Genomic DNA, 13,334 nt, shown 5'->3' with positions numbered 1-13,334 from the left:
CTTCATTGCTTGACGCGGCACTGCCGGCGACTCCGGTAGTCCCTGCGGTCGATGAGCGTTGGGTTGCACCACCAGCTAGCAGCGTGCGTCGACAGCAGACCGTCTCGACGCCGGCGGCCACAACGACGATGGCGGGCGCCCGCCACGCGTTCTGGCTCAACCCTGATGATCGCAACGCTCATCAGGCGCAATTCCGTGTCCGACGGCCCGATAACACCGCAGGCCCGAGCGTGCTGCTTTCAGTGACCGTTGAAAGCACGAAAACCGTTGTCACCCAGCGCGGATCTGATAAGTCCGGTTTCTTGTCGTTCGAGCTGCGTAGCGACACCGCGATGATGACGGGAACATTCACTTTCACACGGGCCGGCATCGTAGGGGCCAAAGTTGTTGACGCGCTACCGAGCATCGAGCTACTTCAGGACTTTCGGGCGCCGAACGTGTTACAGGTGTCCTGGGCGTCGGGGGAGTTCGTCGACTTCCAGGAGCTCCCGCCTTCGGACGAAATGTTCCCGGAATCGCTGATGGAGTACTTGCGCGCGTTGGCGAGCCTGCAGCCATACGCGGGTACGCCGGTGGTGATTCCCGACTTGAGCAGGGTGAGCCGCCGGGACGCGCGAGCTGTCAAAGACGCTGCCCGCCTAGTCGGAGGCGACACAGTCGAGGGCGAATGGGAAGCCTTCACTCTGGCGCCGGGAACAGCCATCGACCCCAGGGCGCACTACGAACTGATCATCGTTGAGCCGCTAATCGTGCCCGTCGGCACACACACCTACACGCTGGGCGCCATGCACACACACTTGCCGTCGGTACGGTTCGTCGTCGACGACGAACGCCTGCGGGCCCAGCCCTTCCTCAACGACACGATGCGGCGGACATTCGCGCCAGGGGAGCCGGTACCGAAGCGTTCCCATCGCCCCGTGAAAGGCAGACCGGTCGGCTTCATCGACCACCCCGAGGCGAGCGCGGCGTCGGCAGAAGCTGAGAGGCCTGAAACGTTGCCTGAGCGCGACAGCGTCGCGGTGCATGCGGCGCTGCGTACACGCGTCTTGGTCGATGCGCTGGCCGAACCGGTGTCACTGCGGCAGGCGTTGTGGCATGCCGTCGACGAAAGCCCCTTCGCGACACGGCAGCAAGCGTGGGCTGATGCCGCGGCGGCGGTGCGGTCGCTGGCCGCCGACGGCCTGATCACCCTCGCAGACGAGACCACCGGCGACGCGACGCCGCTGGCCGACGAACAGGAACACCTCAACGCCGTTTTGGACACAGTCACCGCGGAGGTTGAACAGGGCGGGCGGCCAGCGTGGACCGAGGGTCCCTGGCTCACCTTGACCGGCAACGGTCAACAGGCGGCCTCGCAGTTAGCGCCACATCCTGAGCGGCCCTCGGCGAGGCGCCGGCGGCGTTTGCATGCCGCGGCCGCCGGGCGCAGCGCGCGCAGTGATAGCTCCGAGCGTGTCGACGAAATCCTGGCCAATGAGGTGTGGAAATAACCGCGGTCATCGTCGACGCCGGGCCGTTGATCGCCTACGGCAACGCCGGCGATAAACATCACGAGACGTTCCTCGATTTTCTCGAAACCCATTCGGGCCCTTTCATTGTGCCCATGCTCGTCATCGCGGAAGTCACTCATGTTCTGTGTCGCGACCTAGGTGTAGTGGCCGAGCAGAAGTTCCTCAACGACCTCGATGAGGACGACTTCCAGGTGGAGCCCGTCGTCGATGAGGACTGGCCGCGGATCCGCGAACTGGTCGCCCAGTACCGAGGATTTCCGCTCGGCACGGTGGACGCATCGGTCGTTGCGACTGCTGAACGCCTCGAAATCACCCAGGTCGCGACCGTCGACCTAAGGCACTTTCGGAACGTGGAACCTCGCCACTGCCCAGCGTTCACGCTTCTGCCTTACGACGACACCTAGCCGTGTCCACACCCCCTTAATGTTACCTTAAGATACTCTTATTTTTCTTAAATTTGGTGTACGGTCGCTCGTCATGGGCTTGAGAGGCCAGCAACACGCCTTTGCGTTCGGGGCCGGTCAAACAACCCGTTTCGGGTCGACATCCCGCACGCCCGAGGGCCCACCGCGTTGATCGGCAACCAGAAAAGGAGAAGCCTATGCACGACTCAGCCGGGACGAATACGGACTTTGAGCAGCGGTTGTCAGTGATGACCGCCGCAGCGTTGCAGCGACGATGCGTGGTTCGTGACGACTTGCTCGCCGTGCTGGCAAGCAGTGACGATGACCTGCTCGATGTGATCGCCGCGGCGGCACGGGTGCGGCGCAAGTTTTTCGGTCGGCGGGTCAAGCTCAATTACCTGGTGAACATGAAATCCGGTATGTGCCCGGAGGATTGCGGGTACTGCTCGCAACGACGCGGCTCAAGCGCTGAGATCCTCAAGTACTCCTGGATCAACCCCGATGAGGCCGCCGGCCACGCGCGCTGCGCGATCGACGCCGGCGCCAAACGCATCTGCCTGGTCGCCGCCGGCCGCGGGCCCGCCGATCGCGATATCGAGCGCGTCGCCGACACGATCGCCGCGATTAAAAGCTCCGCCCCAGAAGTGGAGGTGTGCGCCTGCCTGGGATTACTGAAACAGGGGCAAGCCGAGCGGCTGCGTGGGGCCGGCGCCGACGCGTACAACCACAACCTGAACACCAGCGCAGAGAACTACGCGCGGATCTGCTCAACCCACACCTTCAACGATCGGGCCGCCACCGTCGCCGCTGCCAAATCCGCTGGTCTGTCGCCATGCTCAGGGGCCATCGTTGGAATGGGCGAATCCGACGACGACATCGTCGACGTCGCGCTGGCATTGCGCGAGCTCCAGCCGGATTCGGTGCCGGTGAACTTTCTGATCCCGTTTGAGGGCACCCCGCTGGGTGGGCATTGGGAATTGACCCCGCAACGCTGTCTGCGCATCCTGGCGATGTTCCGGTTCGCCTTCCCTGACGTCGAAGTGCGCATCGCCGGTGGACGCGAAATACATTTGCGCACACTGCAACCGCTGGCCTTGCACCTGGCCAATTCGATGTTCCTCGGCGATTACCTCACCAGCCAAGGACAGCCAGGCCAGGACGATCGGGCGATGATTGCCGAAGCCGGTTTCGTGATCGAAGGCCTCGAGGAACCCGCGCTGCCAGTCGAGCGCCACGACCTGGTCATCACCCGCCAGCGCGGTGCCGGCACCACCACTCCGGCCAACACCTAAGCCGTTGATGACTTCGCACAACGAGGTGAACTCAATCGTGTCGCACAAACCGGTGATCATCGTCGGTGGCGGCCCCGTCGGATTGGCCGCCGCCCTGGAACTCGCCAGGTTCTCGGTTCCCAGCGTTGTTGTCGAGCGCCATGATTCGACGTCGTGGCATCCCAAGGCGCGCAATCTGAATGCGCGGACGATGGAGATCGCCCGAGGGTGGGGAAGTGTGGTGTATCAACGGCTGCGCGGCATCGATACCCCGCCGGGCTGGAAGAGCCCGATGAGGTATATGGACACGATTGTCGGCCAGCAGGTGGGTCAGATCGAGACGGGAGGTTTCGAAGGGCCCGGGCCGGCGATCAGCCCGGTGCTGCCGATCATGTCGTCGCAGGATCTGACCGAAGCCATCCTGCGCGACGCGGCACGGGCCACGGGCATCGTCGACCTTCGGTTCGGTCACCAGGTCACCGACATTCTGTCCGGGTCACGCGAGCACGACGTCGAGGCGGCCGTGGCGGTGCGCGTCACCGCCACGGGAGACACCTACACCCTGGCCGGGGATGCGCTGGTGGCCGCCGACGGTGCCGACAGCACGGTACGTCGCCAGCTGGGCATCGCCTTGAACGGCGAGCAGGGCATCCATCATTTCGTCAACTGCTACTTCCGCGCCGATATCGAACACCACGTCGGAGACCGCCGGGGAGTCGTGTTTTTCGTCGCCAACCCCGACGCCGCCGGTCTGCTGCAACCACTGGACGCGCGCGGGCGCTGGCTGTGTCAGATCGGTGTGTCGCCTGACCAGTGGGTGCTCGAGCTCTGGGACGCCGAGCGGGTGAGGAGCTGGGTCCGCGGCGCGGTCGGGGTTCCAGATCTCGAGGTTGAGGTGAAAGGCGTTGGGCTGTGGCAGATGAACGCCGCGGTCGCCGATCGTTGGGTCCAAGGGCGCGTGGTGTTGTGTGGCGATGCCGCTCACCAGTTTCCGCCCACCGGGGGACTGGGCGTCAATACCGGCCTGCAGGGCATGCACAACGCCATGTGGAAGTTGGCCCTGTGCGTGCGTGGGCTGGCTGGGTGGTCGTTGCTCGAGACCTATGAGCACGAGCGGCGAGAACCCGCGATCACCACCATCGAACAGTGTTTGCAGAATCACGGCAATCTCGCGCGGCTTGCCGCGGCTTACTACTATCCGGCCAGCAGTGACCTAAGTGCCCAGGAGGCCGAGCGGGCCAGTCGACGCTTCGGTAATCATTTCGGCGTCGAGTTCGGCACCGCGTATCGCTCGACCGCCGTCATCTCCGATGGCACACCGGCTCCCGACGTCGACGACGACTACAGCGACTACGCGCCCTGCGCGACACCGGGCTGCCGGGCCCCACATGTCTGGCTCGGCGCCGAGTCTGAACCGGTCTCCACACTCGATCTCTTTGGCGCCGGGTTCACGGTGCTTACCGGTCCAGGCGGGACGATCTGGCGAAAAGCAGCCGCGGTTGCAGCTCGAGAGCTCGGCGTGCCTATCGCCAGCTACGCGATCGGCGATCCGGGATTGGCCGACCACACCAACACGTTCTTCGACCTTTATGGAATCGGCTGCGACGGGGCGGTCCTCGTGCGTCCCGACGGGTATGTCGCCTGGCGCAGCTCGGCCGGCTGCTGCGACGGCGCGCCGCTCATTCAAGCCGTCGAACAGATCCTGGATCGCCGCACGTAACTGGACTTTCCGGGGACCAGCGAACACGAAAGGTTGCATGTGGCAGACCATGCGGTAGTTGTTGCCGGCGCGGGCCCGACCGGGCTGATGCTGGCCGGTGAGTTGGCGCTGGCAGGAATCGACGTTGCGATCGTCGAGCGCCGCGGCAACAGCGATGAGTTGATCGGCTCGCGCGCGGGCGGGATGACGTCGCGCACGATTGAGGTTCTCGATCAGCGCGGGATTGCTGATCGATTCCTGTCGCAAGGATGGACGGGCCAGATCGGGCACTACTCAGGGATTTCGATCGACATCAGCGACTTGCCCACCCGGCATAACTATGGGTTGGGGCTGCCGCAGTACCGCATCGAGGGCATCCTGGCCGACTGGGTGAGCGAGTTGGGGGTGCCGATCTATCGCGGCCGCGAGGTGAAAAGTTTCACCCAAGACGACGCTCGTGTCGACGTCGAGATCTGCGACGGCCCGCCGCTACGGGCCGCATATCTTGTCGGGTGCGACGGAGGACGCAGCGTCATCCGCAAAGTCGCCGGCATCGAATTCCCGGGGTGGGATCCATCGATGAGTTGCCTGCTCGCTGATGTCGAGATGGACGATCACCCGCCGTGGGGCATGCACCGACACGGCGGATTTCATTCATTCTTCAAACTCGAGGATGGCGGGCCGGTTCGGGTCATGGTCGCCGAACCGCATCTCGAGCAAACCGGTGAGCCTACCTTGCGTGAACTCAGGGATGCGCTTATCGCCGTTCGCGGAACCGATTACGGAATACGCAGTGCCATCTGGGTTTCCCGGTTCACCGATGTGACGCGACAAGCGGCGTACTACCGGGACAGGCGCGTGCTTTTAGCCGGCGACGCCGCGCACGTGCACTTCCCGGTCGGCGGGCAAGGCCTCAACACCGGTATCCAGGACGCGGCGAACCTGGGCTGGAAGCTGGCCCAGGTCATCAACACGACCTCGCCGGAACGCCTGCTGGACACCTACCAAGACGAGCGGCACCCGGTCGCCGCTGGTGTGCTACGCAACACCATGGCCCAAACCGCGCTCATCGCCCCCGGCGAACGTCTCGACGCGTTGCGCGACACCGTATCTGAGCTGCTGAACATGGACGAGCCGCGCAAGCGAATCGCCGCGATGATGACTGGTCTCGACATTCAGTACGACCTCGGCAACGGACACCCACTACTCGGGCACCGGATGCCTGATCTCGACCTCCTCACCCCCACTGGTCCACTGCGACTATTCACACTTCTCCACGACGCCCGTGCGGTGCTGCTCAACCTCGGCACGCCTTGGGATTTCGACATCTCTTCGTGGGCACATCGGGTGAAAGCCATCGACGCCGAGTACGCCGGGCCGTGGGAAATTCCCGTTCTGGGCGAAGTAACAGCCCCCGAAGCCGTATTGGTTCGACCCGATGGATACATCGCCTGGGTGGGAGATGGCACCGATACGGGCCTGCACGCGGCCCTGACTACGCGGCTCGGGCTCAAGGAAAATTGAGAGTCAATCGATGGTGGGCGGCATAACTGCTTCGCCGGCCCCCGGGTCATAACCGGGGAAGACTTCATTTCTGCGAGAACTCGGGGGAGTCGCGCGGCGATCTGTAGTGGCGGGGTCTCCGCCAGCGCCGAGCCGGACCGGCGCAGCCGTTCAGCGCGCGATGTCGCTGTCGTCGGCGACAATCAACGGCAGTCGAAACAACAGGTAGGAGGACGGGGTCGTGGGTGCACTCGATGCCAACCCAGCTGACCTGTTGCGGTTCGCCGACGCCTATTCCGAGCTGGCCACGCGTGCGGCACAGATTTCCCCGCAGGCAGCCCAGGAGGTGCAGCGCATCGCCGACACCCACGGCCTGATGGGTTATCCCACCGCGGTCGGGATCGCTGCGGGACTCGCGAAGGCGGAAGGTCCGCTGCAGGCGAAGGTCGACGACTTCGACGCGTATGCGCAGCGGTTGACTGAACACGCCGCCACCTACACCACCGCCGACGGCAGCGGGACCGCGAAACTCGACGGTCTTGACTTCGATCCCAGCAACCCTCCACCCAACGGACACACCGGCGATGTCCATGAAGCGGGCTTCGGAGAGCGCGGGCCCGGCATCGACGGAGGACCGGTTCCCCTGGACACCGGTGGTGGCATCGAGTTTCACCGGCGCTGGACCGATAAAGATCTGTTCCCTCACCCGCCCTCGGCGGCCGACATCAAGCAGGACAGCGTTGGTGACTGCTACTTTGACGCCACGATCGGGGCGATCGCGGAGGCCAACCCTCAGTGGATCAAAGACCGGGTCCATTTCGACGAGGACAACAACTCCTTTGATGTGACGTTGTGGAACGGCCATGCGTGGCAACACATTACGGTCACCCAAGACGACATCCAGACCGATATCGACCATCACGGAGCCAGTTGGTTGGATAACGGGCAGCCCAATGCGCCGTTGTGGCCCAGCGTGATGGAGTCGGCGTACGCGAAAATGCAATGCCCTGGCGATGACCTCGGACATGCACTCGATTACGGGATCGGGCGCGGCGGCTCAGCCCCAGATGCGTTGCAGGCGTTGACCGGTAACCGCGGGGTGAGTATCGACCCGCGGGAGGTGTGGTGGACCAATCAGCACATCGATCAGTCGATTTCAGGGGCGCTGGCAAGTCATCAACCGGTGACGATCTCGACCACCCCCACCGGTGGCCCACTGCTGAACACTCACGTCTACATCGTCGAAGGCATCAGCGGCAGCGGCAGCGACGCCCAGCTGACGCTGCGTAACCCCTGGGGAAACAACCCCAACGATCCGGGGAACCCTCTGATTCAGGTTCGGCTTGGCGATGTCATCGGCTCCGGACCGACCGGCAAGTTCGGCGGGCTAGGAACCCATCCAACGTTCAATGTCAACATTGGAGAACTGGGGAAATGAACCGTTCAACAAAGCTATGGGCTTTGGCGGCAACCACATTGGTCATCATCGCGGCCGCAGCATATATCGGGGCGCAGTATGTGTTCGCGCACAAGCCGTCCTCGCTGGCCAGCCTGCCCGAGTATCCGTTCGTCGGCTCCGCCTACCCACTCGATGCCGTGCCCGGGCCCGAGCGTGCCCGTGCCGAAGCGGCGTTGCGTCAATTCGCCGCCGGTGTTGAGCCCGGCTACCGGCCGACCGCGGAACGGTTTCTGGCGAGCAAGGGCGACTTCATCTGGGACGCAGTGCGTAACAGCGTTGGCGGCTACCTGTCCGCAACGAGCTTGCGGGTTCACAACGCGGGGCAAACCAGGCCCAATGGTGAGGACCTTGCATTCGTGGTGTGGTCGCGCACCAACCGGTTACAGCGGTGGTTTAACCCCACCCAGATCCTGGCCGTCGGCTCTCAAGACGCCCTGCAGCCCGCAGCGCCCGGCGACCAAGTCCACGTCTACGCCTACTTCGACCTCACACCGGAGCGCGCATGAGCATCGACCAAGATCGGATTGACCAGGACGACGCCTACTGGCTTCGCATGATGGGCACCCGGTGGTCACAGCCGGAGCTGTCTGCCGGCGACGTCGCCGAGCTACTCGATATCGGTGACCCCGCAGACTTGCCGCGGCGCGCACCCCGGCTGCCCAGCCCGCAGCGTGAGCCTGGCGGTGCTCAACGGTGGTCGCACGCAACGATTTACAACTACATTCTGCTGCACCAACCAGAACTGCGGGACCGGGTCCCTCGGCTGTATCCGTTCACCGCGGCACTGGCCCCGGCCGCGTTCCTGTTCGGTCAGGTTGTCGACGGGATGGCCGTGCACGCGTGGCAGCCCGGCGATGGACGGGGCCCGATCGCGGTGGCCTATGCCGGACACGAGCAGCACGAAAACGAGCTCTATCCGCTCGCCGCACCGTTGTTGGCGCGCCTGCCGTGGGCCACGGCGGTCTACCTACCGGAAATGTCGACCCACAGGGCCAACGACGGCGGTTCAGCGCCCTACGTCGCCGTGGCAGACCGCCATCATCGCGTGGCCACCTGCGGCTGGTTCGAGGTGGCCGGGCTCCTACGGGTCGACCTCCCGTGGTGGCCGCCGGCGTTGCGGAACGTCGACGCGATCGCGGCCTGGCAGCCGGGTGCCCCGGTACAGCGCATCCGAGCCCGGGTGGGAGATGGCCCGGATCCGCGACGGCTGGCAGCTCTTGTCACCACCGACACGACGGAATACGTGAGCTCTCTGGTGGGCCGTGCGATCGAGTACCTCAACCGGGACGCGGCATCGGGATGCATCGGTGATCAGGATCGCCAGCAGATACCCGCCCGGCCCGGTCTGCTGCATGCCGCGGTAGCCGATGTCGACCTCAGCCGCCCGGCAGTGCAGATCACCAAGGCGGAGGTGGCGGTGCTGCTGCACCAAGTCTGCGACGATCCCGCGATCGCCGAGGACATGCTCAAGCTGCTTGTGGGTCATAGCCCGATCTCCGACGTTCTTGCGATCCCCATCGCTTCCAATCCGTTGGCACAGGAATGGATCACCCGCCTCGAGCCTGCTGATGGCCGCGAGCTCGGGTTCTGGCGGGCGCGGGCCAACCGCGCCGCCGCGGCGGACATGATGACCTACCGGGACCCGTTCAATCCCCACTGCTGGGTCATGGCGAGCCGGGACACCATCTACTCGACGGTGGGGCGATCGGTCCCGGCGACTGGCCAACTGACCGAATTGTTCTACGAGCGCGACGGCGGTATGTTCCGCGACTCACGGGGCGCGGTGTGGCCTTTGCCCGCAACAGGTTTCGGAGTGACAGACACCGGGCCTAGCGGCGGCAGAGCAGGCAAGCAGACGTTGGTGCAGATCCTGACGAACTTGATTCTGGACGCCAGCGGCGACATCACACGCTACGAGGTGCCCTACAGTCCCACCTCGCCGTTGGCGCAGCTGGTCGCTGGCACGAAGCCGCCGTTGGTGATCAGACCGGGCGACCCGGTCCTGGCGATCGAGAATTGGGGACGACACTGATGCTGCCTGAGCCACCGCAAACCTGGGAGGAAGCCAGGCCGTTGTTGCGGTCCATCTTGCGGCCGTCAACCTACGCCAGCTTGCGCCGACCTGGTGAGGCGGTCGCGTGGCGGCAGCCGGTGTCGGCGTTCGCACATGAGTTGGTGGCGCTGGACTTCCCGCAGGCGCGCCTCATCGTCACCGTCGCGAACACCAAGCAGTGGGGTGTGAGTTGGCGGGAGGCTTTCGCCGCCGGCCGAGACAATGTTGCAGCGCTTCACCCGGTGAGCACCGAGGTGTCGTGCACCGAGGCGCCGGCCTTCTACGACGTCGAGCAGGCGACCTACATCAGCTCGGCGATTCTGACGCCCGGGTGGCTGGCAGGGTTCGGCCGGCCTGAGGGTCCGCGCCCGGTGGCGTTTGTGCCCAGCGAAGACGTCTTGATCATCGGCAGCGACGACCCTGATGAGGGGGCGAAGTTCTTCGAGGTCGCCGAGAAGATGTATTGCGAGGCCGAAAGACCGGTCTCCCCAGAGGGATTCACCGTCCACGGCGGGCGGCTGGTCCCCTTCGACAAGGCCGGTCCGCATCCGTTAAGACGGTTGGCAGTGCGGGCGCGCACGTGCGCGGCGTTTCGCCAATACGAGGAACAGACCGAGTTCTTGAAGCAGGCCTACGAGGATGACCTGGTCGCGGTGTATGTGGCGGCCGCGCAAGTCATCGAAACCGGGCACGGCCTGGCCTCGGCCACCGTGTGGGGTGAAGGCGTGACCTACGACTTACCCGAGGTCGACTACATCGTGTTCATCGACAACAACCACGAGCAGTTCCTGGTGCCCTTCTCGGTGGTCGTCGACGTGGTCGGGATCGCGCCAACCTCGGCGGTGTTCCCGCGGCGCTATCGGGTCTCCGGGTGGCCCGAACCAGCACTGATGGAGTACCTGCGCCTGCACGCCGTGCCGCTGAATGCGCCCTGAGCGCCGCGTCGGCCGACGACGGTTCTACCGGCCACGGTCACCGATAGGTGATCCGGGAAGCCCGGGCGGCTGGTGGGTCAGCGCGCCGTGCGGTCGTCCGAGTAACGGCATCAGAAGTGGCGGCGAACCACTGCCCAAAATCCAGTTAAACCAAGCAAGCACACCGACACCGCGCTAAACAATGCGCCGAAAAAAATTCCGGCAACGATCTCACCGGCCGCGTAGCCGACCATACCTCCGGTCGCACAACGGATCACAGAAGCTACGACAGTGCTGACGCCAAGCAGTCCCGCAGTCAGCCATAGCCCATAGACGACACCACGCCGTCGCTGGCCCTCCGACGTCGCAGCCGCACGGTAAATAAACGAACCGAGCAACATACACACCGCCGAAGAAGCCATCAGAAGCTCAAAGACAGTCATGCCAAGCATCATCCTCTCGCGGTACGACATTCATCCTCGAAGGCGGCCGGCGACGCAGCACGCTGTGGTTGATGCCGCGCATCGGGCTAGGTGGGCGCCCGCGGGGCCGGTAGCATCGAATCCGCTGGTCGAGTCGTCAAGGAGGTGTGCCCCGTGGAACGTAGAACGCCGAAGAAGGTCGTGGTCTCGAAGGCTGCGGTGAAACGCTCTGCGATGCGCGCTGTGAAGGCGTCGGCCAAGTTGGAGGGACGGGTCGTTCCGGCCGGCCACCAACGATCGGCCGCAGCGCAGGCCTACCTCGCAAAGCAGCAGCCGCCGACGCGCTGATGCCCCTTCCGCTCATCGAGGGCCTGGGCGCGGCGCTGGAGGATCTGCGACGCCTATCCAGAAGACGCTGGCTCCGGTGTGGGTAGCCACACCTGGGGTCTGAGCGGGTGGATTCCGACTAAAATTCGTCCGGATCGTTCCGACGGAAACGGTCGCTCGGGTCGGTACTTCGTAGGTAGGTGCCTAAGAAGGGGCACCGTTGATCTCATGGAAGGACCACACAGCCGATGACCGAGCATCAGGACACCACCCCCGAACCGACATCCGAACGGCGTGGCCGGGTGGGCGCGATCACCCGCGCGGCTATGGCCGTGGCCGTCGGCATCGGCTACGGGTATTGCACCCACGATGTCGGCCAGGCCCTCACCGCTACCGGTGTGGCGCTGAGCTTGCTGCGCGAGACCTTCGGGCGGCCGTCGCGGTGAGCGCGGACTCCTGCCTGGTGTCCCGCGTGCGTGCCACACTTATGCCATGCCCGGCAATCGCACCAGGGTGAGCACAACGGTGGACGCCGATCTGCTCGCCAGCGCGCGCACACTGCGGGCCGGCGCCAAGGACCACGCCTTGTTCGATGAGGCCCTGGGGGCGCTCCTGGCCGCCAACCGGGCCGCCGAGGTCGACGCGAGCTACGCCGCCTACGACGAGCACCCGGCCGACGAGCCCGACCAGTGGGGCGAGGTCGCCGACTGGCGCCGGTCTGCGGGTCGAATATGACCCTGCCGGCGCGCGGTGAGCTGTGGTGGTGCGAGATCCCCGGCTCGGGCGCGCGGCCTGTCGTGGTGCTGTCCCGTGATGCGGCGATTCCGAAGTTGCGGCGTGTGCTCGTGGCGCCATGCACGACGACGGTGCGGGGACTGGCCAGCGAGGTGGTGCTCGACCCGAGTGGCGATCCGGTGCCCCAGCGTGCGGCGGTGAATCTGGATCTGGTGGAAAGTGTGCCGGTGGCGGCGCTGGGGACGCGGCTGGGTCGGCTAGCGGATTCGAGGATGGCGGCGGTGTGCGCCGCGTTGATCGTGGCGGTGGGCGGCCGTTGATTCAGCGGCGCCGGCGGCGTTCGGTGTCGAGGTCGACGACGTGCTGATGCTCGATGCCCCCGGCTGCGGTGGCGGTCTGGTGTTCGGCGACGGCGGCGGCGATGCGGTCAGCCATCTTGCTGATCATGTCGTCGGTGATGTAGACCTTGGCAGCCTGGCGGCCGATGCGCACGAGGCGGGCGACGTGGTCGAGGTCGTCAGAGATGTCCTGGCGGGCGGTGTCCTCGCTGACGGTGAGTCCGTGCCGGTCGGCGAGCAGGGAGACCAGCAGCGCGGCGCGGTCGTCGAGCCAGGGGGAGCGGCGTGCTTTCGTCATCGTGGCTGAACCGTACCGGCCGAGGGCGGCGCCGCGCGCCGTTCGGGTACTAGCAGTGCTCGCGCGTGATGGAGGCCATCGCACGGTTGCAGCGGGTCCTGGTGGCGCCGTGCACGACGACGGTGCGCGGGCTGTGCCAGCGAAGTGGTGTTGCAGCCCGAGGATGAGCCCGTGTCCCGTCCCGGGGCGGTGAACCTGGATCTGGTCGACTGCGTTCCCGTCGTCGCGCTGCATGCCCGCCTGGGGCGACTGGCTGAGGAGCCGATGCGGACGGTGTGCGCGGCGCTGGCTGTCGCTGTGGACTGGCGGGCTTGAGAAAAGGACGCTGCAATCGGCGCGCAAGTGTCGCCTGGTGTCACAGTTATCGGGGAGAATCGGGGCTAGTTGTTGGATTGATCCA

Annotated in this window: 14 protein-coding genes and 1 pseudogene; 13 read left to right on the top strand and 2 right to left on the bottom strand. The window is 65.2% G+C overall.

Annotated elements, in window-relative coordinates; genetic code table 11:
- Positions 1-242 precede the first annotated feature (242 nt).
- The 9 genes from BN973_RS27665 (at position 243) to BN973_RS27625 (ending at position 10,835) form a co-directional block, all read left to right on the top strand.
- Positions 243-1,490 (top strand): hypothetical protein, encoded by a 1,248-nt coding sequence (locus BN973_RS27665; protein WP_139813873.1) that lies wholly within the window; start codon positions 243-245, stop codon positions 1,488-1,490.
- Positions 1,481-1,915: a type II toxin-antitoxin system VapC family toxin gene (locus BN973_RS27660; protein ID WP_225337328.1), complete on the top strand. Its 435-nt coding sequence runs from the start codon at positions 1,481-1,483 to the stop codon at positions 1,913-1,915. Before BN973_RS27665 ends, BN973_RS27660 begins: the two co-directional genes overlap by 10 nt.
- 197 nt (positions 1,916-2,112) lie before the next feature.
- The gene (bioB, locus tag BN973_RS27655; protein WP_244904178.1) at positions 2,113-3,207 is read left to right on the top strand and encodes a biotin synthase BioB; all 1,095 of its coding nucleotides are present in this window, start codon (positions 2,113-2,115) and stop codon (positions 3,205-3,207) included.
- Between the two features lie 37 nt (positions 3,208-3,244).
- Entirely contained in the window at positions 3,245-4,906 is a 1,662-nt protein-coding gene (locus tag BN973_RS27650) for an FAD-dependent monooxygenase (RefSeq protein ID WP_158085874.1), read from the top strand.
- A gap of 39 nt (positions 4,907-4,945) precedes the next feature.
- Complete coding sequence (locus BN973_RS27645; RefSeq protein ID WP_036473399.1) at positions 4,946-6,409, top strand: FAD-dependent monooxygenase; 1,464 nt, start codon at positions 4,946-4,948, stop codon at positions 6,407-6,409.
- A 220-nt stretch (positions 6,410-6,629) separates the two neighbouring features.
- A complete protein-coding gene (locus BN973_RS30155; RefSeq protein ID WP_051641670.1) occupies positions 6,630-7,826 on the top strand; it encodes a C2 family cysteine protease in 1,197 nt (398 codons plus the stop codon).
- The gene (locus BN973_RS27635) at positions 7,823-8,353 is read left to right on the top strand and encodes a hypothetical protein (RefSeq protein WP_084954312.1); all 531 of its coding nucleotides are present in this window, start codon (positions 7,823-7,825) and stop codon (positions 8,351-8,353) included. The genes BN973_RS30155 and BN973_RS27635 overlap by 4 nt, the downstream gene beginning before the upstream one ends.
- Entirely contained in the window at positions 8,350-9,879 is a 1,530-nt protein-coding gene (locus tag BN973_RS27630) for a hypothetical protein (protein ID WP_036473396.1), read from the top strand. The genes BN973_RS27635 and BN973_RS27630 overlap by 4 nt, the downstream gene beginning before the upstream one ends.
- Entirely contained in the window at positions 9,879-10,835 is a 957-nt protein-coding gene (locus BN973_RS27625) for a DUF1444 domain-containing protein (protein WP_036473395.1), read from the top strand. Before BN973_RS27630 ends, BN973_RS27625 begins: the two co-directional genes overlap by 1 nt.
- Positions 10,836-10,945: 110 nt before the next feature.
- Here BN973_RS27625 and BN973_RS27620 read toward each other — a convergent pair whose 3' ends face one another.
- Positions 10,946-11,257, bottom strand: coding sequence for a hypothetical protein (locus BN973_RS27620; protein WP_139813872.1), 312 nt, complete (start codon positions 11,255-11,257; stop codon positions 10,946-10,948).
- Between the two features lie 554 nt (positions 11,258-11,811).
- Here BN973_RS27620 and BN973_RS27610 point away from each other — a divergent pair.
- From BN973_RS27610 to BN973_RS27600, 3 genes are read left to right on the top strand one after another with little or no spacing between them, the layout of a single operon-like run.
- The gene (locus BN973_RS27610; RefSeq protein ID WP_036473391.1) at positions 11,812-12,009 is read left to right on the top strand and encodes a hypothetical protein; all 198 of its coding nucleotides are present in this window, start codon (positions 11,812-11,814) and stop codon (positions 12,007-12,009) included.
- Between the two features lie 46 nt (positions 12,010-12,055).
- Positions 12,056-12,298, top strand: coding sequence for a hypothetical protein (locus BN973_RS27605; RefSeq protein ID WP_036473390.1), 243 nt, complete (start codon positions 12,056-12,058; stop codon positions 12,296-12,298).
- Entirely contained in the window at positions 12,295-12,618 is a 324-nt protein-coding gene (locus tag BN973_RS27600; protein WP_036473389.1) for a type II toxin-antitoxin system PemK/MazF family toxin, read from the top strand. Before BN973_RS27605 ends, BN973_RS27600 begins: the two co-directional genes overlap by 4 nt.
- A 1-nt stretch (position 12,619) precedes the next feature.
- Here BN973_RS27600 and BN973_RS27595 read toward each other — a convergent pair whose 3' ends face one another.
- Positions 12,620-12,934 (bottom strand): hypothetical protein, encoded by a 315-nt coding sequence (locus BN973_RS27595; RefSeq protein ID WP_036473388.1) that lies wholly within the window; start codon positions 12,932-12,934, stop codon positions 12,620-12,622.
- Here BN973_RS27595 and BN973_RS32130 point away from each other — a divergent pair.
- Positions 12,933-13,249 (top strand): annotated as a pseudogene (locus BN973_RS32130) (type II toxin-antitoxin system PemK/MazF family toxin). The gene BN973_RS27595 and the pseudogene BN973_RS32130 sit on opposite strands and share 2 nt — an antisense overlap.
- Positions 13,250-13,334: the final 85 nt, after the last annotated feature.

It is taken from the genome of Mycobacterium triplex (genome assembly GCF_000689255.1).
Taxonomy (GTDB): Bacteria; Actinomycetota; Actinomycetes; order Mycobacteriales; family Mycobacteriaceae; genus Mycobacterium; species Mycobacterium triplex.
Note: the sequence above shows the minus strand (reverse complement) of the source record. Positions and strands in the feature narration are given on the sequence as shown.

Bases quoted from the DNA above. Each gene is read 5' to 3' on its own strand.
- bioB (WP_244904178.1), top strand. From the start codon at position 2,113: ATGCACGACTCAGCCGGGACGAATACGGACTTTGAGCAGCGGTTGTCA.
- BN973_RS27635 (WP_084954312.1), top strand. From the start codon at position 7,823: ATGAACCGTTCAACAAAGCTATGGGCTTTGGCGGCAACCACATTGGTC.
- BN973_RS27630 (WP_036473396.1), top strand. From the start codon at position 8,350: ATGAGCATCGACCAAGATCGGATTGACCAGGACGACGCCTACTGGCTT.
- BN973_RS27625 (WP_036473395.1), top strand. From the start codon at position 9,879: ATGCTGCCTGAGCCACCGCAAACCTGGGAGGAAGCCAGGCCGTTGTTG.
- BN973_RS27620 (WP_139813872.1), bottom strand. From the start codon at position 11,257: ATGACTGTCTTTGAGCTTCTGATGGCTTCTTCGGCGGTGTGTATGTTG.
- BN973_RS27610 (WP_036473391.1), top strand. From the start codon at position 11,812: ATGACCGAGCATCAGGACACCACCCCCGAACCGACATCCGAACGGCGT.
- BN973_RS27605 (WP_036473390.1), top strand. From the start codon at position 12,056: ATGCCCGGCAATCGCACCAGGGTGAGCACAACGGTGGACGCCGATCTG.
- BN973_RS27600 (WP_036473389.1), top strand. From the start codon at position 12,295: ATGACCCTGCCGGCGCGCGGTGAGCTGTGGTGGTGCGAGATCCCCGGC.
- BN973_RS27595 (WP_036473388.1), bottom strand. From the start codon at position 12,934: ATGACGAAAGCACGCCGCTCCCCCTGGCTCGACGACCGCGCCGCGCTG.